Origin of the sequence: Aeromicrobium sp. CTD01-1L150 (assembly GCF_041951745.1) — a bacterium.
GTDB lineage: Bacteria > Actinomycetota > Actinomycetes > Propionibacteriales > Nocardioidaceae > Aeromicrobium.
In genome coordinates this window covers 1,861,420-1,882,095 of the sequence record NZ_CP169555.1, presented here as the reverse complement: position 1 = coordinate 1,882,095, position 20,676 = coordinate 1,861,420, and the positions used below count along the sequence as shown (strand labels likewise).

21 protein-coding genes are annotated in these 20,676 nt (G+C 69.5%); 8 read left to right on the top strand and 13 right to left on the bottom strand.

Annotation, left to right across the window (positions count from 1 at the left end):
• Positions 1-2: 2 nt before the first annotated feature.
• On the top strand, positions 3-557 hold the full coding sequence (locus ACEVFP_RS09340; protein WP_375003545.1) for a dihydrofolate reductase family protein: 555 nt from the start codon (positions 3-5) through the stop codon (positions 555-557).
• A gap of 338 nt (positions 558-895) precedes the next feature.
• Here ACEVFP_RS09340 and mshC read toward each other — a convergent pair whose 3' ends face one another.
• Genes mshC through ACEVFP_RS09325 form a run of 3 tightly spaced genes read right to left on the bottom strand, consistent with a single transcriptional unit; the run spans position 896 to position 3,682 of the window.
• Positions 896-2,101, bottom strand: coding sequence for a cysteine--1-D-myo-inosityl 2-amino-2-deoxy-alpha-D-glucopyranoside ligase (gene mshC / locus ACEVFP_RS09335; RefSeq protein ID WP_375003544.1), 1,206 nt, complete (start codon positions 2,099-2,101; stop codon positions 896-898).
• A 58-nt stretch (positions 2,102-2,159) separates the two neighbouring features.
• Positions 2,160-2,843, bottom strand: a complete 684-nt coding sequence (locus tag ACEVFP_RS09330; protein WP_375003543.1) for an SDR family oxidoreductase — start codon at positions 2,841-2,843, stop codon at positions 2,160-2,162.
• Positions 2,843-3,682 (bottom strand): undecaprenyl-diphosphate phosphatase, encoded by an 840-nt coding sequence (locus ACEVFP_RS09325; RefSeq protein WP_375003541.1) that lies wholly within the window; start codon positions 3,680-3,682, stop codon positions 2,843-2,845. Before ACEVFP_RS09325 ends, ACEVFP_RS09330 begins: the two co-directional genes overlap by 1 nt.
• Positions 3,683-3,730: 48 nt before the next feature.
• Between ACEVFP_RS09325 and ACEVFP_RS09320 the strand changes: the two genes are divergently transcribed.
• On the top strand, positions 3,731-4,687 hold the full coding sequence (locus tag ACEVFP_RS09320) for an aldo/keto reductase (protein ID WP_375003540.1): 957 nt from the start codon (positions 3,731-3,733) through the stop codon (positions 4,685-4,687).
• Entirely contained in the window at positions 4,687-4,872 is a 186-nt protein-coding gene (locus ACEVFP_RS09315) for a DUF5703 family protein (protein ID WP_375003539.1), read from the top strand. Before ACEVFP_RS09320 ends, ACEVFP_RS09315 begins: the two co-directional genes overlap by 1 nt.
• Here ACEVFP_RS09315 and ACEVFP_RS09310 read toward each other — a convergent pair.
• The 6 genes from ACEVFP_RS09310 to ACEVFP_RS09285 all read right to left on the bottom strand — a co-directional run bounded on the left by ACEVFP_RS09310 (position 4,847) and on the right by ACEVFP_RS09285 (position 10,167).
• Positions 4,847-5,566, bottom strand: a complete 720-nt coding sequence (locus tag ACEVFP_RS09310; RefSeq protein WP_375003538.1) for an alpha/beta hydrolase — start codon at positions 5,564-5,566, stop codon at positions 4,847-4,849. The two genes, ACEVFP_RS09315 and ACEVFP_RS09310, sit on opposite strands and share 26 nt — an antisense overlap.
• Entirely contained in the window at positions 5,566-6,861 is a 1,296-nt protein-coding gene (locus tag ACEVFP_RS09305; protein ID WP_375003537.1) for a M20/M25/M40 family metallo-hydrolase, read from the bottom strand. The genes ACEVFP_RS09310 and ACEVFP_RS09305 overlap by 1 nt, the downstream gene beginning before the upstream one ends.
• Before the next feature lie 62 nt (positions 6,862-6,923).
• Positions 6,924-7,721, bottom strand: coding sequence for a DUF4097 family beta strand repeat-containing protein (locus tag ACEVFP_RS09300; protein WP_375003536.1), 798 nt, complete (start codon positions 7,719-7,721; stop codon positions 6,924-6,926).
• Complete coding sequence (locus ACEVFP_RS09295) at positions 7,718-8,371, bottom strand: response regulator (protein ID WP_375003535.1); 654 nt, start codon at positions 8,369-8,371, stop codon at positions 7,718-7,720. The genes ACEVFP_RS09300 and ACEVFP_RS09295 overlap by 4 nt, the downstream gene beginning before the upstream one ends.
• A complete protein-coding gene (locus ACEVFP_RS09290) occupies positions 8,359-9,618 on the bottom strand; it encodes a sensor histidine kinase (RefSeq protein WP_375003534.1) in 1,260 nt (419 codons plus the stop codon). Before ACEVFP_RS09290 ends, ACEVFP_RS09295 begins: the two co-directional genes overlap by 13 nt.
• Before the next feature lie 135 nt (positions 9,619-9,753).
• Positions 9,754-10,167 (bottom strand): SRPBCC family protein, encoded by a 414-nt coding sequence (locus ACEVFP_RS09285; RefSeq protein WP_375003532.1) that lies wholly within the window; start codon positions 10,165-10,167, stop codon positions 9,754-9,756.
• A 36-nt stretch (positions 10,168-10,203) separates the two neighbouring features.
• On the opposite strand from ACEVFP_RS09285, the gene ACEVFP_RS09280 reads away from it, so the two are divergent.
• The 3 genes from ACEVFP_RS09280 (at position 10,204) to ACEVFP_RS09270 (ending at position 12,789) form a co-directional block, all read left to right on the top strand.
• Positions 10,204-11,085 carry an AAA family ATPase gene (locus tag ACEVFP_RS09280; RefSeq protein ID WP_375003530.1) on the top strand — a complete coding sequence of 294 codons (882 nt, stop codon included), beginning with the start codon at positions 10,204-10,206 and terminating at the stop codon, positions 11,083-11,085.
• A 19-nt stretch (positions 11,086-11,104) separates the two neighbouring features.
• A complete protein-coding gene (locus ACEVFP_RS09275; protein ID WP_375003528.1) occupies positions 11,105-12,505 on the top strand; it encodes a VWA domain-containing protein in 1,401 nt (466 codons plus the stop codon).
• A 110-nt stretch (positions 12,506-12,615) separates the two neighbouring features.
• Positions 12,616-12,789, top strand: coding sequence for a DUF6458 family protein (locus tag ACEVFP_RS09270; protein WP_375003527.1), 174 nt, complete (start codon positions 12,616-12,618; stop codon positions 12,787-12,789).
• A gap of 35 nt (positions 12,790-12,824) precedes the next feature.
• On the opposite strand, the gene ACEVFP_RS09265 is transcribed toward ACEVFP_RS09270, so the two are convergent.
• The 4 genes from ACEVFP_RS09265 to ACEVFP_RS09250 are packed head-to-tail and all read right to left on the bottom strand — an operon-like array spanning position 12,825 to position 16,807.
• Positions 12,825-13,802 (bottom strand): ABC transporter permease, encoded by a 978-nt coding sequence (locus ACEVFP_RS09265; protein ID WP_375003525.1) that lies wholly within the window; start codon positions 13,800-13,802, stop codon positions 12,825-12,827.
• Positions 13,799-15,301 (bottom strand): sugar ABC transporter ATP-binding protein, encoded by a 1,503-nt coding sequence (locus ACEVFP_RS09260; protein WP_375003524.1) that lies wholly within the window; start codon positions 15,299-15,301, stop codon positions 13,799-13,801. The genes ACEVFP_RS09265 and ACEVFP_RS09260 overlap by 4 nt, the downstream gene beginning before the upstream one ends.
• A gap of 46 nt (positions 15,302-15,347) precedes the next feature.
• A complete protein-coding gene (locus ACEVFP_RS09255; RefSeq protein WP_375003522.1) occupies positions 15,348-16,349 on the bottom strand; it encodes a sugar ABC transporter substrate-binding protein in 1,002 nt (333 codons plus the stop codon).
• 50 nt (positions 16,350-16,399) lie between these two features.
• Positions 16,400-16,807 carry a hypothetical protein gene (locus ACEVFP_RS09250; RefSeq protein ID WP_375003520.1) on the bottom strand — a complete coding sequence of 136 codons (408 nt, stop codon included), beginning with the start codon at positions 16,805-16,807 and terminating at the stop codon, positions 16,400-16,402.
• A gap of 98 nt (positions 16,808-16,905) precedes the next feature.
• Between ACEVFP_RS09250 and ACEVFP_RS09245 the strand changes: the two genes are divergently transcribed.
• A complete protein-coding gene (locus ACEVFP_RS09245; RefSeq protein WP_375003519.1) occupies positions 16,906-18,951 on the top strand; it encodes a hydantoinase/oxoprolinase family protein in 2,046 nt (681 codons plus the stop codon).
• A complete protein-coding gene (locus tag ACEVFP_RS09240; RefSeq protein WP_375003517.1) occupies positions 18,948-20,666 on the top strand; it encodes a hydantoinase B/oxoprolinase family protein in 1,719 nt (572 codons plus the stop codon). The genes ACEVFP_RS09245 and ACEVFP_RS09240 overlap by 4 nt, the downstream gene beginning before the upstream one ends.
• The last annotated feature ends 10 nt before the right edge of the window (positions 20,667-20,676 follow it).

Below are 20,676 nucleotides of genomic sequence, written 5' to 3'. Positions count from 1 at the left end.
CCGTGGGACGCCTTCTGCACTCGGGCATCCTCTCCCTCGACGGGTACACCGTCGACGACGAGGGCAGCTTCGGCTGGGCCATGCCGAGCCCGGAGGTCGAGGACGCGCTGACCGAGCAGACGGCGGACGTCTCGACGTTCCTGTACGGGCGTCGCATGTACGAGACCATGGCCATCTGGGAGACCGAGCCCGCGGCGCAGGACGACACCCCGGACTCCCGGTGGGCACAGGTGTGGCGCGCTACCGACAAGGTGGTCTACTCCACCACCTTGGACGACGTCTGGACGTCGAGGACGCGTCTGGAGCGTCGTTTCGAGCCCGACGCCGTGCGTGCGCTGGTCCGTGCTGCCGACGGCGACGTGACGGTCGAGGGTCCGACGCTCGCGGCGACGGCGCTGCGCGCTGGACTGGTCGACCAGGTCGATGTCGTCATCGTGCCGGTGATCGTCGGTGGCGGCACGCCGTTCCTCCCGGACGGCATCCACCTCGACCTCTCCCTGGTCGAGACCACCCGGTTCGACAACGGCATGGTCCAGCTCCGCTACACCGTGGGCTGACCGGGAGCAGACTGCGCCGACGCGGACCACCGAGAAGCCGACGCACCCCCTGGTCCCCGCTACCCCACCTCGGTGGTTGAGTAGCCGGAGCAACCCCTGGACCCCGCTACCCCACCTCGGTGGTTGAGTAGCCGGAGCAACCCCTGGACCCCGCTACCCCTCCTCGGTGGTTGAGTAGCCGGAGCAAGCGAGGAACGAGCGGCGCTCCGGCGTATCGAAACCACGCCACCCACGCTCGCGCCGTCAGGTCAACGTGGTTTCGATACGCCGCTCGCAGAGCTCGCGTCGCACTCAACCACCGAGAGCGCTCCGCGACCCATGACTCCCGTTACCCCTCCTCAGAGCTCGACGCCCAGGAGCGCGTCGACCGCGAGGGCCAGCTCGCGAGCCGCGTCCGGGTCGTCTCCCGGGGCGGCAGCCCACTCATCCACGGCCGTCAGAGCGGTGGGTGCGTCGAGGTCGTCGGCCAGCGCCTCACGGACGCGGGCCAGGGCCGGGCCGGCCGCGGGCGCAGCGGGCCGATCGACGGCGTCGCGCCAGCGCTGCAGCCGGGCCTCGGCCTCGTCGATCTCGTGGCCGAACCACTCCCAGTCGCTGCGGTAGTGATGGGCCAGCAGGGCGAGGCGGATGGCGCTGGGGTCGCGGCCCTCGGCACGCAACGCCGAGACGAGCACCAGGTTGCCCTTGGACTTGCTCATCTTCTCGCCCTCGTAACCCACCATGCCGGCATGCACGTACGCCTGGGCGAACTCCTCGCCCGTGGCGACGCGACCTTCTGACGCCGACATCTCGTGGTGCGGGAAGACGAGGTCGGAGCCACCACCCTGCACGTCGAAGTCCGCACCGAGGTGCTGCAGTGCGATGGCCGAGCACTCGACGTGCCATCCGGGCCTTCCCCGCCCCAGACGGGAGTCCCAGGACGGCTCGCCCTCACGGGGTGCCTGCCAGAGCAGACAGTCGAGCGGATGCCGTTTGCCGGGACGGTCGGGGTCTCCCCCGCGCTCGCCGAACAGCTTCTGCATCGTCTCGGGGTCGAGACCGGAGACGTCGCCGAACGCGGGATCGGCATGGACGTCGAAGTACAGGTCGTCATCGACGCGGTAGACGCTGTCCCCGAGGCGCTCGATGAGGTCCACGACGAGATCGATGGACTCCACGGCGCCGACGTACTGGTCCGGCGCGATGACCCGCAGTGCCGCCATGTCCTCACGGAAGAGCTGTGTCTCCCGCTCGGCGAGCTCGGCCCAGTCCACGCCCGTCGCGGTGGCCCGCTCGAGCAGCGGGTCGTCGACGTCGGTGACGTTCTGCGTGTAGGCGACGTCGAGTCCACGATCACGCCACTGGCGCTGCAGCAGGTCAAAGGCGAGGTAGGTGGCGGCGTGGCCCAGGTGCGTCGCGTCGTAGGGCGTGATGCCGCAGACGTAGAGGCGTGCGGTGGTGTCCGGGGCGGAGTCGAGAAGACCGCCGGTGCGCGAGTCGTGGATCCGCAGTGTCGGTGGCATCCCGTCGACCGCAGGAACCTCGGGGCTCGACCAGGCACGCATGGGGCGAGCGTATCGGCGCGATCCTGAGGCCGTGCCACCCGGCCCGTCCGCCCCGAGATCAGCCCTTGGGTGGCAGCGTCGGCCGCACGGAGATGGTCTCGAACTGGGCCTCGGGCGGCGCGTCGACGGCCGTGCGGACGGCGGCGGCGATCGTCTCGGGTGCGAGCATCCGTTCGGGGTGACCGTCCTCCCCGATCACCGAGCGGCCCATGTCGGTGTCGACGATGCCCGGATGCACTGAGACGACCCGCACACCGTGGGCCCGCTCCTCCTCACGCAGCGTGTCCCCGAACGTGCGCAGGGCGAACTTGGTGGCCGAGTAGATGGACCCACCGGGTGTCGAGAACAGCCCGGCGCCGGAGTTCAGGAGCACGACGGTGCCGCGTGCCGACCGCAACGCCGGGAGCAACCGTGCGGTCAGGTCGGCGACACCGAAGACGTTGACCTCGAACCGCGACCGCCAGTCCTCACGTGTGTTCTCGCCGACAGGACCACCGCCACTGATGCCGGCGGCATGCACGAGCACGTCGAGGCTCCCGGGCAGTGCCGCCCGTGCCACGGAGGCCTCATCGGCGACGTCGAGCACCAGGACCGATGAGTCCGCGAGCTGCGTGCGGGTCTGCTCCAGCGACTCCTCGCTCCGGCCGGCGAGGACGACGTGGTGCGTGCGGCCGAGCTCGACGGCGATAGCGCGTCCGATCCCCCGGGAGGCACCGGTGACCAGAGCAGTCCGACGCCCCATCAGCCGATCGCCACCGAGGCGGTGATGACACCGCTGCCGACGAGGATGAGTGTGAGGCTGCCGAGGGCGATGCGGTAGATCACGAAGGGCGTGTAGGAGTGCTTGCTGACGTACTGCAGCAACCAGTGGATGACGGCCAGTCCGACGACGAAGGAGATGACGGTGCCGACGATCGTCGGAGCTACGCCGTAGGCGTTGGCCCCACCGGGAATGTCCTTGAGCTTGTAGACACCCGCGCCGACCACTGCGGGGATGGCCAGCAGGAAGGCGTAGCGGGTGGCCGCGGCCCGCTCGTAGCCGAGGGCGAGCCCCATGCTGATGGTGGCGCCGGAGCGCGAGACCCCCGGGATGACCGCGGCCGCCTGGGCCGCACCCAGCAGGACGGCGTGCCCCCAGTTGAGCTGGTCGATGGGACGGGACTTCTTGCCGATGCGTTCGGCGATGCCCAGCACGATGCCGAGCACGATGAGCATCGTGCCGATCACCCAGAGGTTGCGGAACTCACTCTCGATGAGGTCCTCGAAGACCAGCCCGACCACGACGATCGGGACGGAGCCGATGATGACGAACCAGCCCATCCGCCACTCCAGCTCCCGCCGGGCCTCGGGCGAGGTCCAACCGCGCAGCCATCCTGTGGCGATCCTCCAGATGTCGCGCCAGAAGTAGAGCACCACGGCCACCTCGGTGCCGATCTGCACCACGGCGGTGTAGGCGGCGCCGGGGTCCCCCCAGCCGAAGAACTTGGGGAAGATCGCCAGATGGGCGCTGCTGGAGATGGGTAGGAACTCCGTCATCCCCTGGAGGAAGCCAAGCACCACGGATCGTAGGAAATCGTCCACCGTGCGAGCCTAACGACCGCGCCACAGGGCCCCGACTAGGGTTCTGTCATGCAGTTTCGACGTCTCGGCAGCTCGGGCCTGGAGGTCTCTCGGCTCGGTCTGGGCACCATGGGCTTCGGCGTGGCCGGCGATGAGGACGAGCGGCAGCTGCGAGCCTTCCTCGACGCGGGCGGCACCCTGGTCGACACGGCCCCGATCTATGGCGACGGGCGCAGTGAACGTTCCCTCGGGGCGCTGCTCGGCGATCTCGGTGTCAGGGACGACGTGGTCCTGGCCAGCAAGTGCGCCGTCGCCGTCCGCCGCGGAGAGCTCGTGGCCGATGCGTCACGCCGCACGATGCTGCAGCAGCTGGATGAGTCGTTGCGAGCGTTGGGCACCGACCATCTCGACCTCTGGCAGCTTCACGGCTGGGACGAGACGACGCCGGTCGACGAGACGTTGTCCGCACTGGAGCACGCGGTCTCCTCCGGTCGGGTCCGCTACGTCGGCATCTCCAACTTCACCGGCTGGCAGACCGCGCTCGCCCAGACCCGCGTCACGGCACGCCCGGCTGGCCTGTCGTTCGTCAGCACCCAGATGCAGTACTCGTTGCTGAATCGCGCGATCGAGGACGAGGTGGTCCCGGCGGCCACGCACGTGGGCCTGGGGCTGCTGGCCTGGTCACCGCTGGCCCGGGGCGTGCTCACCGGCAAGTACCGGCTGGGCACGCCGGCCGACTCACGCGCCGCCAACCCGACGCTGAGCCCCTACATGGACCCCTACCTCGACGCCGACTCCACGGCGATCGTCGACGCCGTCATCCGCGCCGCCGAGGGCCTGGACGTCGCGCCGGCACATGTCGCCCTGGCGTGGCTGCGTGACCGGCCCGCCGTGGGGTCGATGCTGGTGGGGGCGCGCACCGCCGACCAGCTCACGGTGAGCCTGGCCTCGGAGGACGTCGAGCTGCCGCAGGAGATCGTGCAGGCGCTGGACGACGTCTCCTCACCCGATGGGTGGCAGGACTGATGGTCGAGTACGAGTTCTGGAACCTGGCCATCGACCGCTCCCAGTCGCGCAGTGCCGTGTGCCGCATGCTCACCCAGGCGGCCGAGTACCAGGGCTGGGAGCTGGACCGGGTGCGCAAGGACACCTCGGGGCAGCGCAGCGTCCGTCTGCGCCGCAAGATCATCCGGATGCGCCCGACGGTGTGAGCCGTTCGAGGAGCTCGCAGATCTGTGCTGCGACAAGGGCCGGGTCGACCACCTGGTGCAGGTGACGCCCGTCGACACGCGCGGTGGGCCAGCCCTCGTTCTCGGCACGCGCCAGCTCCTCGGCGTACGTGTCGCCGAACGCCAGGTACGCCACCGGCAGGCGCGACGACCAGCCGGCCGGCACCACCACGGTGGAACGCAGGTAGTCCAGGGCGACCCGGGGCTGCACGGACTCCACCTCCCACCGCACGGGGCCGGGCGGGAAGAGCGCCGCGACCTCCTGCTCCGACCACCAGCGCGTCCACTCCGGCAGCACGCCGTCGTCGTCGGCCAGTGGGGCGATGCGCTCCAGCAGCGCCGGGGGCGCCATGGGGTGCTCGCCGGTGTCGCCGGGGAGCGACGCGTCGACCATGATGACCCCCACGACCGGACGCTGCGCCGCGACGAGGGGCGCCAGCAGCCCGGCGCCTGAATGCACCACCAGGACGACCTCACGGTCGGTCGGGACGGCGCGCAGGAGGTCGTCGCACGCCTCCTGCGCCGACCACAGCACGGTTCGACCGCTGGCGGGCGCCACGAGGACGTCGTGCCCGCTCCCCCGCAGCGCGCTGGCCGTCGGCTCCCACACGAGGGAGCCGAGCAGCGGGCTGCCCACGAGGACGAGCAACGGTGCATCACCGGACGGGGCGGTCATCAGACGATGTTCAGCAGCTCGTCGAAGACGCGAGAGCCGAACTCCAACGCCTCCACGGGCACACGCTCGTCGACGCCGTGGAACAGCGCGGTGAAGTCCAGGTCGGCCGGGAGCCGCAGGGGTGTGAAGCCGTAGGACGTGATGCCGAGGCGGCTCCAGGCCTTGGCGTCGGTGCCGCCGGACATCAAGTAGGGCGCGATGTGCGCCTGCGGGTCCTGACTGTGCAGGGCGACGGTCATGGCGTCCACGAGGTCGCCGGTGAACTCGAACTCCAGCGCGGTGTCGGTGATGTACGGCTCCACGCTCACCCGGTCCCCCACGACCTCCTGCACGGCGGGCAGGAACGTGTCGGCGTGCCCCGGCAGGTAGCGCCCGTCGACGTAGGCCACGGCCTCTGCGGGAACGACGTTGTGCTTGTAGCCGGCCTGCAGCATCGAGGCGTTAGTGGTGTTGCGCAGGCCGGAGCCGACCATCCGGATGGCCGGTCCGACGTGCTCCAGCACGGTCTGCGGGTCGGTGGACGGCTCGCCGGTGAGCTCTCGGACCTTGGCGATGAGCTGCTCCATCGACGGGCCGGGGCTCTGCGGCCACTCGTGCTCGCCCAGGGCGACGAGGGCTCGCGCCAGGTGGGTGACGGCGTTGTCGGGCTGGGCCATCGATCCGTGCCCGGCCGTGCCGCGGGCGGTCAGCCGCATCCAGCTGATGCCCTTCTCACCGGACTCGATGAGGTACAGACGTTGTCCGCCCACCTCGACGGAGAACCCTCCGACCTCGCCGATCGCCTCGGTGCAGCCCTGAAGGAGCTCGGGGCGGTGGTCGACGATCCAGTGCGCCCCCTCGCGACCGCCCGCCTCCTCATCGGCCGTGAAGACCAGCGTGATGGGGCGGGCGGGGATGGCTCCGGCGCGCTGGCGGGCCCGCACGACGGACAGGAGCATCGCGTCGAAGTCCTTCATGTCCACGGCGCCGCGGCCCCACAGGTAGCCGTCGATGACCTCACCGGCGAACGGGTCGACCGCCCAGTCCTCGGCCTGTGCAGGCACGACGTCGAGGTGCCCGTGGACAAGCAGGCCGTCGCGCGAGGACGTCTGGTCGCCCCAGCGCGCCACGACGCTGGTGCGCCCGGGTGAGGACTCGAAGACCTCGGACTCGATGCCCACCTCGGCGAGCGACGCGGCAACGTACTCGGCAGCCTTGCGCTCCCCAGGGCCCGTGTTGTCGCCGTAGTTGGAGGTGTCGAGCCGGATCAGGTCGCGGCAGATCTCCAGCGCTTCGGCCTCCGGTGTGTACTCCATGACGTGATCCTACGTTCGGTGCAAGGCATCGACCACGGGTGCAGCGCGAACCCGGCGACGCCTCAGCCGGTGTACCGGACGGTGACGTCACCAGTGGTGGTGGAGACGTTGATCACCCGGTCCGATCTCGGGTCGGTGGCGATCTGGATCTCGCGCTGCCCGGTTCCGGTCTCCCCGGTGACGTGGTAGCGGGTGCCGTCGTCGGGGACGGTGACGACGATGTGCCCGGTCGTCACCTCGGCGGCGATCTGCCGGGGTGCGGTGCTGAATCCGAGATCGATCGATCCGGTGGTGGCCTGCGTGCTCACCCAGTCAGCCTCGAGGGCGGTGCCGCCGATGGAGCCTGTGGTGGCGGCGAGCTCGACGTCGCCGGCGACGGCGTCGATGCCGATGTCTCCGGTCGTCGTGGTCAGGGCAAGCGCTGCGGTGGCTGGGACCTCCGCCCGGTAGTCGATCCGGCAGACGTCGTTGACCCACCCGAGCAGCCCCACACCGGAGCAGTCGAGGTCGACGTCCAGGTCGGTACCCTGCCAGGACTCGACCACCTCGGGCCTGGTCCGGGCCCATTCGATGCTCCGGTCTACGGTGACTCGGTCCTCTGCCGTGCCTTGCACATCGATGGCCGCGGTCTCGCCTTCGATGGTGACCCGGTCCGTGGCCCGTTCGAACGTGTCGCGGTCCCGCTCGGTGGTGGTGCCGACCTGCTGGGCGAAGGCCCACACCAGCACGGGCGCCATCACCAGCCCGCCGACGATGACCAGTGCGGTGACCGTGATGCCGATGAGCTTCCACCCACGGCGGTGACGGCCCGCACCGGGGGCGGCCGACGTGGCGCTGGGGTTCGCTGGATCGTGGTTCATGGGTTGTCCTTCTGGGTGGAGAGGAAACGGACGACGGCCAGGACTCGACGGTTGTCGGCGGCGTCGTGGGTGAGGTCGAGCTTGGAGAAGATCCCGTTGATGTACTTGGTGACGGCGCTCTCACTGAGGAAGAGCTCGGTCGCGATGCCCGCGTTGGAGCGGCCCTCGGCCATCAGAGCCATCACGTCGCGTTCTCGGGGCGTGAGCCGGTCGAGGGGGTCGCTGCGGCGGGCCAGCAGCTGGGAGACCACGTCGGCGTCCAGGGCTGTGCCGCCGCGGGCCACCCGCCGGATCGTGTCGATGAAGTCCTCCACGTCGGCCACGCGTTCCTTGAGCAGGTAACCCAGACCGGCCGTGTCGCCGGAGAGCAGCTCGACCGCGTACTGCTCCTCGACGTAGGCCGACAGCACGACGACGGCGAGCGTGGGGTCGCGGCGACGCAGCTGCAGGACGGCGCGCAGTCCCTCGTCGGTGTGGTCCGGTGGCATCCGGACGTCGGCGATGACCAGGTCGGGGTCGTGGCGAGTCACCTCCTGCACCAGGCCCTCGGCATCCCCGGCGGCGGCAACGACGTCCATGTCGGCCAGGGTGAGGAGCTGGACGAGGCCCTCGCGCAGCAGGACCGAGTCCTCGGCGATCACGACGCGCATGGAATCTCTCCTGTCACGCTGGTCGGCCCGCCGGTGGGGCTGGACACGGTCAGCGTTCCACCGACTGAGGCAAGGCGCTGGCGCAGGCCTGCCAGGCCGCTGCCCAACGTCGGGTCGGCTCCCCCGTGCCCGTCATCGGTGACGGCGACCGTCACCGATGAGCCCGCGGCGCGGACGGTGACCTCGGCCCGATCGGCGTCGGCGTGGTTGAGGACGTTGGTGAGTGCCTCGGAGACCAGGAAGTAGGCCACCGCTTCCTTCTCCCGTCCCAGGCGTTCGGGCAGGTCCACCTCGAGCCGTACGGGGATCGGGCTCCTGGCCACGACGCCGGACAGCGCAGCGTCGAGTCCGCGATCGTCGAGGACCGCCGGGTGCAGGCCACGCAGGAAGTCCCGCAGGTCGGCGAGGGCGGCCTTGACCTCGGTGTGGGAGTGCTCGATCGCCCGTCGCGCCGGCGTGTCGTCGTCGTCCAGCTGCGTCTTGGCGATGCCGAGATGCACTGCGAGCGAGGTGAGTCGCTGCTGGACGCCGTCGTGCAGGTCACGCTCGATCCTGCGTCGTTCTGCGTCGGCGGCGTCGACCACCCCGGCACGGCTCTGGGTCACCTCAGCCAGCTGCTCACTGAGCACCTCGTCGGTCGGCACCCCCAGCAGTCGCACTGCCAGCTCGGTGTCCAGGAAGGCGACGACCCTCACCGCCCATGGAGCGGCGAGCAGCAGCACCCCGCCCCCCAGGGTGCAGGCGAGACCGACCCGGGCACTGACCCCGATCACCGGTTCCGCGTACAGGACCGCCGCAAGCAGCACCGGGCCCCAGGCCCAGCCCGCCACGACGACCACCAACGACACCGGTGCCAGCAGCGCGGCCACCAGGTGGTAGCCGAGCTCGCGCCAGGTCCGCCGACGAGTGATCTCGCCGCGCAGCCACCGCAACCATCGCGATGGCGTCGCGCGGCCCGCAGTGCCCAGCTCGTACTCCCCGAAGGCGGCGACGCGCGCCCGGTGCACCGAGGCGAGCGTCCGGCTGAACATCAGAGCCCCGGTGACCGCGACGAGCGCGCCGACCACGGTGGGCACCAGCAGGATGCTCACGGCCAGCAACGGCACCAGGACCACCAGTCCACCCAGTGCGAGCAGGGCTGACGTGGTCACGGACTGGACGTGTCGCCAGGTCGCCGGGGACCACAGCTCGGTGAGCAACCGGGTCGGGACGAACCAGCCCGCCTCGGCCGCACTGTCGGTGTTCATGTCCCACAGCCTAGGAACGCACCGCGCCGGGGAGTACCGGGCTGACCACCCGATCGGGGTGCACAGAAGTGCACCCCGTCCCGTGGGCAGGCGCGGCCTGCCCTGAACCCTCCTCAGCGTCAGGGGCCGTGGCACCTACGCTCGCAACAGGCCATCGACCACGCGGCTGAAGAGCACCTGTCCGAGCTTCGCCTCGATACCACCGAGCACGCGTGGCACTCCGCTGACGTGCGCGACCTCACGCCACTGCACACGGCAGCGGTCCGCCCGGGAGATCGCGACGAGCGGGGTGACGTCGACCTCCGCCCAGCCGGTCAGCACGCGACCCCGCTTCTCCAGCCGGCAGTGCCGTGGTGGGTCCCAGGAGACGACCTCCATGGGGTCGTCGACACCCAGTGGCCCCAGCCCGGTGCGGGCGACCAACCAGTGCTCCTCGGCCGTGATCGTGGTGAGCGGCACGTGCTCGGCGTGACGTGGCCAGTCAGTGAGCCGCGTGAACGCCTCCTCGGCGCTCATCGGCACCTCGCGCACGACGCTGAACTCGCTCACGGCACGATGGTAGGTACCAGCGCCGGAAGGGGCACCATGGGCACCACGCCGTTCACGTCGGTCGACGACGTCAAGACCAGGCTCGCCGAGGTCGGTTACCTCGCATCCGACGCCGTCGCCACGACGGTCTACCTCGCCAGCGAGCTGGGCAAGCCGCTGCTCGTCGAGGGGCCGGCAGGCGTCGGCAAGACGGACCTCTCCCGGGCCGTGGCAGACGCCAGTGGCGCCGAGCTGGTGCGCCTGCAGTGCTACGAGGGCGTCGACGAGGCACGCGCGCTGTATGAGTGGAACCACGCCAAGCAGCTGCTGCGCATCACCGCGGGCCGCGACGAGACGTGGGAGGAGGCGAGGGGCGACATCTTCTCCGAGGAGTTCCTGCTCCCCCGGCCGTTGCTCACCGCCATTCGCCGTGCCGACCCGACCGTGCTGCTGGTGGACGAGACGGACAAGGCAGACGTCGAGATCGAGGGCCTCCTGCTGGAGGTGCTCGGTGACTTCCAGGTCACGGTGCCCGAGCTCGGCACCATCAAGGCCACCACGCGGCCGTTCGTCGTGCTGACGTCCAACGCCACGCGTGAGCTGTCGGAGGCGTTGCGACGCCGCTGCCTGTTCCTGCACGTCGACTTCCCCGATGCCGAGCTGGAGCGCCGCATCATCGAGCTCAAGGTTCCCGAGCTCGACGCGAGCCTGGCCGACTCCGTCGTGCGTGTCGTCAACGCGCTGCGAGCCCTGCCGTTGCGCAAGGCACCGTCGGTCTCGGAGACCATCGACTGGGCGCGGACCCTGCTGGCTCTCGGAGCCGACGTCCTGGACGACGAGGTGGTCAGCGACAGCCTCGGCGTCATCCTCAAGCACGCCGACGACGCGCAGAAGGCCAGGACGTCGCTGGATCTCGACACCGTCCTCTCGCCCCAATGATCGGCACAGTGACGTTGCTGTGAGCAGTCCCGTGGAGCACCCGGAGCCGCTGTCCGAGCGGCTGGTGGACTTCGTCGCGGCGCTGCGCTCCAAGGGGGTGCCCGCCGGCACGAGCGAGACGGTCGATGCCGCCCGGGTGGCCGCCGTCCTCGGGTTCGACGACCGCTCACTCCTGCGCGAGGGTCTGGCCAGCGCCTTGGTGCGCCGCGGTGGTCAGCGTGACGTCTTCGACATGACCTTCGACCTCTACTTCCCCGCCGGGATGGGGCGGCCGCAGGCCGTGCAGGACCAGGACTCCCACGAGGAAGCGGACGTCTCCATCGACGACCTGCGCGACCTGCTCGCCATGACGCTGGCCGAGGGCGACCTGCGTCAGCTGGAGCAGGTGGCCGAGGTCGCGGTCGACGCGCTCGGCGAGGTGGGCGTGCCGGGCACCCAGACCGCCGGCTGGTCGGCGTTCCAGACCCTCGACCGCCTGCAGCCGCAGACCATGATCGCCCAGGCCATGGGCCTGCGCACCGGTCTGGGGCAGCCGGGCGACGTCGCTCACGACATCACTGGGCGCATCGAGCGCGACGAGGTTCGCCGGCTGGTGGAGACGTTCCGCCAGATGGTGGCCGCTGAGGCCAGGCGCCGCACCGCCGAGATCCGCGGCCGTGACGTGGTGACCCGGCACGCCGTGCGCCCGTCCACCGACCATGTCGACTTCCTGAGCGCCAACCGCCAGCAGCTGGAGGAGCTTCGCGCCGCGGTACGGCCGCTCGCGCGCCGGCTGGCCACCCGTCTGGCGGCCCGCCGGCGTCGAGCTCGCAGGGGTCGCATCGATGTTCGTCGCACGATGCGGCGGGCCATGGGCACCGGCGGTGTCCCACTGCGGCCCGTGTTCGAACGGCCGCGGGCGTCGCGGCCCGAGCTCGTCCTGCTGTGCGACGTCTCCGGGTCCGTCGCGGGCTTCTCCAGCTTCACGATGCTGCTCGTACGGGCGCTGAGCGACCAGTTCACCCGGGTGCGCGTGTTCGCCTTCGTCAACGCGATGGACGAGGTCACCGACGTCATCAAGGACGCGGACGACCCGTCGCGTGCCATCACCGAGCAGGCACGCATCACCAAGTGGCACACCAGCAGCGACTACGGGGAGGCCTTCGCCGACTTCGTGGAGATGCACCTCGACGCCGTCGGTCCGCGCTCGAGCGTCCTGGTGCTCGGCGACGCCCGCAACAACAACCAATCGGCCAACCTCGACGCAGTGCACCTGATCGCCCAGCGCGCCAAGCGGATGTTCTGGCTCAACCCCGAGCACGAGAACCGTTGGGGCCTGGGCGACTCCATCGCCCCGGAGTACTCCGACGTCGTGGAGATGCACGAGTGCGCCACCGTCGACCAGCTCTCACGATTCGTCTCGCGCCTGCTGCCGGTCTGAGGCACGCGACACGGACGGTTTGTGCCAAGATGCGTGCACTGGGGTGAGACCTGTGCCACGGTAGGTGTCCATCCCCCGGTTCATCCCTTGAAACATCTCGGAGGCTCCCCATGTCGTTGGGCGCAACGCTGTTCCTCATCGCCATCGGCGCCGTGCTCGCCTATGCCGTCGATCCCGACGTCGTGTCGTGGATCGACATCAGCATCGTCGGCTTCATCCTCATGGTCGTGGGTGCTGTCGGCCTCGTGCTCGCCCTGGTGCAGCAAGTCCAGTCCCGACGCTGACGCACTGCTCGGGCACGACGTGATCGGGCCTGGCACTACCGGCGACGTCCGCCGATCGCGGAGAGGCCGACCGCGGCCAGGATGATGACTCCGGTGGCGAGGTCCTTGAGCTGTGGGTTCAGGTTGAGGATGTCGAAGCCGTTGCCGATCAGCGCGATCAGGAAGACTCCGGCCAGCGAGCGCCACACGGCCCCGACTCCCCCGTTGATGCTTGTTCCCCCCAGGATGATCGCCGCGATGGCGTCGAGCTCCATGCCCAGGCCCACCTGTGGTTGCCCGCTGGAGATGCGCGAGACACCGATCGCCGCTGCCAGACCTGCCGCGAGTCCGCTCAGGGCGAAGACCTTCACCCGGAGCCGGGCCACCCGTACCCCGGAGAGCTCGGCTGCGTTCTGGTTGCCGCCCACCGCGAACACGTGTCGGCCGAACACCGTGCCGTTGAGCAGGAACCACAAGAACCCGGCAAAGAGCACCAGGACGATGACCGCGTAGAAGACGATGCCCACCCGGTCACGTCCCAGCGTGGTGAAGCCGTCCACCGTGACCGTGATGAGGGAGCCACCGGTGATCAGCACGGCGATCGCACTGAAGACGAGGCTGGTGGCCAAGGTGGCGAGGAAGGAGTGGACCCGCAGTGCCGTCACGGCGATCCCGTTGAGCAGGCCGAGGAGGACGCCGATGGCGGGAGCGGCCGCCAGGGCGAGCCATGGGTTCCCGGTCTGGACCGCGACCCAGGCCGCGAGGACCGAGCCGACGCTGAAGATCGCCCCGGTGGAGAGATCGAAGTTGCCGGAGACGATCACGAAGGTCCCGGCCGCAGCGATGAGGGCCAGCGGGACGTTCTGGTTCAGCACGTTCATCAGGTTGGCCGCCGAGAAGAACGACGGTGACACCACGGCCAGAGCCACCACGATGATCGCGATCAGCAGCAGCACGGCGTAGTCACGCACGAACAGCAGCACGTCTCGTGCGGTGCGTGGCACGCTGGTTGTCTTTGCGGTCGTGCTGGTCATGTCCGTGGCTCCTCGCCCTCGATGGTGAACAGCGCCCGCACGACCTCATCGGCGGTGACGCTCTCGGGATCGACCTCATCGACCGTCCGGCCCTGACTGATCAGGTAGGCCCGGTGTGCCAGACCGAGGACTTCCTCGTGCTCGCTGGAGATCAGCAGCACGGCCATTCCCCGGGCGGCCATGTCGGAGATCGCCTGATAGATGGTCCGCTTGGCGCCGACGTCGACCCCCCGGGTCGGCTCGTCCAGGATGATCAGCTTCGGCTCGTTGATCATCCACTTGCCCAGCAACGCCTTCTGCTGGTTGCCTCCGGAGAATCCAGCGACGCTCAGGTCGGTGCGCAGGGGCCGCATCTGCAGGTCCTGCATGTATCGGTCCACGGCCTCGCGCTCTCGGCCCCGATGGAGCACGCCCCGGGAGGCGAAGGTGGACAGCGCCGCCAGGGAGACGTTCTCACGGACCGAACGGTCCAGGAGCAGTCCGTCGTGGTGGCGACTCTCCGGCACGAGGGCGATGCCGGCTCCGATGGCGTCGGTGATGGTCCACCGCTGGGGCAGCTGGCGTCCGTCGAGGTGGACGGTGCCACCTGTGCGGCGGTCAGCCCCGAAGATCGCGCGGGCGATCTCCGAGCGTCCGCTGCCCACCAGACCGAGCAGACCGACGATCTCGCCTGCGCGCACCTGCAGACTCACGTCGACGACGCCGGTCTCGGTGCTGAGACCGTCCAGGCGCAGGACCGGATCAGCCGTCGCGGCGCGGCCGGTTCGCTCCGGGTAGACCGCCTCCAGGGTCCGGCCGAGCATCGCTTCGACCACCCCGTCCTTGGTCATGTCCTGCACGTCGCCGGTGAGTACGTGCTGGCCGTCACGGAGCACGGTGATGCGATCACTGACCTGCAGGACGGCGTCGAGGAAGTGGGAGACGTACACGACCGTCCGGCCCTGCTCGCACAACCGTGCGATCAAGGAGTGGAGCAGAGCGGTCTCGGTCGAGGAGAGAGAGGACGTCGGCTCGTCCATGACGATGACGCGAGCGTCCCTCGCGAGGGCACGCATGATCTCGACCTTCTGCTGTTGGGCGATGCTGAGGTCCCTGACGTGGGCCTCGGGGTCCAGACCGAACTGGATCTGCTGCTCGAGTGCCTCGAAGCGGTGCAGCAGGTTGGAGCGCAGCACGCCGCCGCGATGGTCCTCGATGCCGAGGAAGACGTTCTTGGCGACGGTCAGGTCGGGCACCAGCGCAAGCTCCTGCGCGACCATCGCGACGCCGCCCGCCTGGGCGGCTCCGGGATCCCATCGGTCGACCTCCTGACCGTCGACCTCCACGTGCCCGCCGTCCGGCAGGTAGATCCCGGCCACGATCTTGCCCAGGGTCGACTTGCCGGCCCCGTTCTCCCCGACGAAGGCGTGCACCTCCCCGGCGCGCAGCTCGACACTGACGTCGTCGAGCGCCAGCGTCCCCCCGAAGCGCTTGCTGATGCCACGGGCTGCGACGGTCACGCTCGCCCCTGGAGTCGAGGGGCCTGCCGCGTCCTCCGTCAGCCGATCAGCCATCCCACTCGCCGGTGTAGTCACCGATGGTCTCGGTGGTGACGTAGGGGTCCATGGGGCCCACCTCGTCGGCGTCGACGACCGCCTCCACGTCGTCGCCCTCGAGGCCGTTGAGCACCTGCGTCATGGCCGCCTCCCCCATGCTCACGGGGAAGTTGAGGTAGTCGGCAGCCCAGGTGCCGTCCTTGACCTTCTCGACAGCCTCGGTCGTCCCGCCACCGCCGATGATGAACACGGAGCTGGGGTCGATGTCGGCTGCCTCGATCGCCAGCGTCGCGCCGAGCGCGTCCTGGTCGTTGTTGGAGATGAGGACGTCGAAGTCACGGTTCGACTGCAGGACGTTCGACATCGCCGTCATGGCGCCGTCGCGGTCGTACCCGCCCTCGGTGGTCGCGACGACCTCGATGTTGCCTGCCTCCTCGAAGACGGCCTCGTAGGCATCTCGGCGCGCCGTGTCCAGCGGGGTGTCCAGCTGACCGAGGATCTGGACCACCTTGCACGGATCCTTGTCCTCGCACCCGTCGACGACCAGCTCGGCCTGCCGCGTCGCCGCTGCCACCGGTGAGACCGCCACGGTGGTGGTGACACCCTCGACCTGTGGCTCCATGTCGTTGATGTCCGAACCGATGGGCTGCAGGACGGTGGCGACCGGGATCTCCTCGGCGAGCGGGAAGGCCGCCGCGAGACTGGGTCCGTCGTTGGGCACGATCACGATGCCGTCGTACTGCCCGGTGGTGGTGGCGTTCTGAAGCTGGGACAGCTGCGTGTTGGCGTCGAACTGTCCGTCCAGGATCTCGACCTCGACCTCTGCGTCGGCGCTCTCGGCGGCCTTCTGGATGCCTTCGTACACCGCCTGGCTGTACCCGTTCTGGCTGGACGCGGCCAGGAAGGCGATCGTGTAGCCGTCGGAGTCGCCGCCGCCAGCGCCACAAGCGCCCAGTGTGAGCATCCCGGCGAGCGTCGCCGCTCCCAGGGCCGTCGTCTTGCGTGTACGCATCATGTCTACCTTCCGAGTGATGTGGGCCGCACCCACTGCTGTGTCACATATTACATACCGGAGAGGTCACCGTCAGCGATCGGGGACGTTAATTCGAGGTTGCGGTCCACCTGGCGGCCCCCGTCGGCCACCGGACGGGCCGTGGCGCGTTGACGAACTTCGTACACCCGCGCCGACCCCACGGGCCCCACGATCTCGGGCAGGCCCTCTGCCACTGCGCCGCGCCGCGGATGATCGAGCCATTCCTGGTAGGCCTGCTCATCCGGCCACGTCGCCGTGACGACGACCTCGACCTGCTCGTCGTCGTCGTCGTCGCCGTCCACGGCGACCGCGAGCTCGGAGACTTCTCCCCGCGTCTGCTCGAGCGAGTACCCCAGCACGTCGTGGTGGGCGTAGATCCGTTCAACGGCCTCGACGTCCTCTGCAGGGAGACGAAAGGTCAAGATGGTGCGAATCACGGCGTGCTCCGATCAGTACGGCGTCGTCGGCGTGGCTCGCCAACGCTTGTGCGATGTGACATATTACAGTGGATCAGACTCTCGCGAACGGAGCACACATGCCTCGCAGTACCCGCCTCTCGGTGGACGTCGGCGGCACCTTCACCGACGTGGTCAGGCTCGATCCCGACACCGGAGCCCTACGCTTTGAGAAGGTCGCCACCACCCCCCACGACCCACGTCGTGGTGTGCTGGCGTCCTTCGCCAAGGCAGACACCGCGCCGAGCGAGGTCTCCGCCTTCAACCACGGGACGACACTGGGCCTGAACTCCCTGCTGACCCGCAACGGCGCCCGGGTGGCGGTCATCGCGACACGCGGGTTCCGCGACGTGTACCTCCTGGGCCGCACCGACCGTCGCGCCATGTACGACCTCACCTACCGCAAGCCCGCACCGTTGGTCCGGCGACGCGACACCTTCGAGGTGACGGAGCGAAGCCTGCACGACGGCTCGGTCCGCACGCCCTTCGACCACCAGGAGGCTGAGCAGGTCGCCGAGCAGATCCGGGACCGAGGCTATGAGGCCGTGGCGGTCGGGTTCCTGCACTCCTACGCCAATCCCGACCACGAGATCGCGATGGGCGAGGTCCTCGGCCGGGTGGCCCCCGAGGTCGAGGTGACGCTCTCCCACGAGCTCTCGCGAGAGTACCGGGAGTACGAACGCACCAGCACCGCCGTCCTCGACGCGTACATCAAGCCGATCGTGCGCCGCTACCTCACCCGGCTGAGCGAGGACCTCGCCGCGGACGACTTCGCCGGACAGTTCCTGATGTCACGCTCCGGCGGCGGCGCGATGACGGTCGGCGCAGCGGCCGAGCAGCCGGTCAACCTGATCCTCTCGGGCCCGGCCGGAGGGGTCGTCGGAGCCGCAGCGCTCTCCCGCGAGCTCGGTGAGCCCAACTTCATCACCATCGACATGGGCGGCACGAGCCTCGACGCATCACTCGTGCTCGACCACGAGCCGGTCATGTACCAGGGCGCGGAGTTCGAGGGACTCCCGATCAACACCCCGTCGCTGAACATCCACACCATCGGTGCCGGCGGCGGCTCCATCGTCGCCCTGGACGAAGCGGGGGCGCTGCAGGTCGGACCCCAGAGTGCCGGCGCGGACCCAGGGCCCGCCGCGTATGCACGGGGCGGTCAGGTTCCGACGTTCACCGACGCCGCCGTGGCCCTCGGCTACCTGGGGGCCGATCTCGCCCTGGGCGGGGACCTGCAGCTCGACGAGGCCCTCGCACACAAGGCTCTGGCGACCGTGGCAGAACCGCTCGGCATGGAGGTCCAGGAGCTGGCGCGTGGCGCCGTCCAGATCGCCGGCACCAAGATCGTAGGAGCCGTGCGGGCGATCACCGTCGAGCTCGGGCGCGATCCCCATGACTTCGCGCTGCTGTCCTTCGGCGGCGGCGGTGGCCTGGTGGCTGTCGACGTCGCCCGAGAGCTGGACATACCGCGCGTGGTGGTCCCGCCGGGACAGGGCGCGTTCTCCGCCCTCGGCATGCTGATGGCCGACGTGCAGCACGACTTCTCACGCACCAGCGTGCACCTGCTGCGGGAGTCCGGGGCCCAGCACTTCATCGACGCGTACGAGGCGATGGAACGTGAGGCGCAGGCCGCCCTGCTGGACGAGGGCTTCGGGCCCGAGCAGAGCAGCTACCAGCGCACCGTCGACCTGCGCTACCGCGGTCAGGAGCACTCAGCCACGGTGACCTTCCCCGAGGGGGCCGAGGACCTGATCGAGGCACTCGAGCGCGACTTCGCCGTTCTGCACGAACGGCTCTTCGGGCACACCATGTCCGATCCCGTCGAGATCACGACGTTGCGGGTCAAGGCCACGGGGCACGTCACCAAACCGGCCTGGCCGCGTCTGGACGCCCGAACCTCCGGCGCGCCGGAGCCGCTGACGCATCGCGTCGTCCAGGGGCCGGACGGCACGTCTGAGTACCCGGTCTACAGCCGCGAGCAGCTGCTCGCCACCGACGAGATCCACGGACCCGCGATCATCGCAGAGCACACCGCGACGACGGTCATGCACGAGGGCGATCACCTGGTCGTCGGCGCCATCGGCGAGCTCGTGATCCACCTCAAGGCACAAGGAGAGTCCCGATGAGCAACGCGATCACCCTCGAAGTCATCCGCCACGCTCTGCTGGCCAGCGCCGAGGAGATGGCCCGGAACCTGTGCCGCACGGCCTACAACACCGTCGTGTACGAGATCCATGACTACGGCATCGGACTGCACGACGCGAACGGGGACGTCGTCGCCGACGCGCCCGGCATCGCGATCTTCACCCGCGGCAACGACCACGGGATCAAGCGCTCGATCGAGTACCTCGGCGTCGAGGCGATGCATCCCGGGGACGTGTTCATCCTCAACCATCCCTACTGGTCCTCGGCCCACACCCTCGATCCGCTCGTGTTCGCACCCGTCCACGTCGACGACCGGCTGATCGGGTTCGCCTCCTGCCGCATCCACGTCCTGGACCTGAAGCAGAAGAACCCGGGCTACGTGCTGGACTCGGTCGACGCGTACGAGGAGGGCCTGGTCTTTCCCGCGAGTCGCCTGTACCGCGACGGCGAGCCCAACGAGGACATCCTGAACCTCATCCGCTTCAACAGCCGTATGCCGGAGCGCACGATCGGCGACATCCAGGCCCAGGTCTCCGCCTGCATCACCGGCACACGGCGTATGCAGGAGATCGCGGCCAAGTTCGGCGCCGCCGAGCTGGTGCAGGCCATGAGCGCGATCAACGAGCACGGGGAGAAGCTCGCACGGATCGCGCTGGCCAAGCTCCCACGTGGCACCTGGTCGGCCGAGGACATCATCGACAGCGACGGCATCGATCGTGATGCGCCCGTCGCCATGCGGGCGACGGTCACCATCACCGAGGACGAGATGGTCATCGACTGGTCGGACAGCGAGCGGGACGTCCGTGGACCGATCAACCTGCCGGTCGGGCAGACCGAGGCCCTGTCGTCGTTGATCTTCAAGGCCATGACCACGCCGGACTCCCCCGTCGTCGCCGGCAACTTCGCACCGTTGCGCGTCGTCACCCAGCCGGGGTCCCTCATGCACGCTGTCCATCCCATGCCGACGTTCACGCTGTGGACGGGTCTGCTGGCCGGAGAGGTGGCACTCAAGGCGCTGGCCCAGGGCATGCCCGAGCGCGTGCCTGCCTGCTCCGGGGGCGATGTCTCCTCGATGATGGGTTGGGGCACCGATCCGCGCTCCGGTGAGGCATGGCTGGAGGCCACCAACGAGGCCGTGGGCTTCGGCGGTCACGCGGGCGGTGACGGAGAGGACGGCATCATGCACCTGTCCGAGCCCGGATGCCGCAACAACCCGGTGGAGGTCCTGGAGATGAAGGCGCCACTGTTCATCGAGTCCTACGGGTACGTCCCCGACAGCGCAGGAGCCGGCCGCAACCGGGGCGGCGTCGGCGTCAGCCGCGTCTACGGCTTCGAGGCCGACTCCACCGGCATTTGTCTGGTGTACAAGACCAAGTCCGCGCCGTGGGCGCTGGAGGGCGGCCTCGAGGCGAGTCCGGCCAGGATCGTGCTGGACGAAGGGACCACCGATGAGCTGACCACCCAGGGTGGGACGTACCCACGGCCGGCGGGCACCACGCTGGCCAACGTGACGGGCGGTGGGGGCGGATTCGGCGACCCGCTGGAGCGCGAACCAGAACGAGTCCTGTCCGACGTCATCGACGGCTTCGTGAGTCGCGAGGCCGCCCTCTCCGCTTATGCGGTGGTGATCGACGAGGCCGGGAGACTCGACGAGCAGGCGACGCTGCAGGTGCGCGCCGAGCGGGCCCGCGCATGAGCGGCTCGAT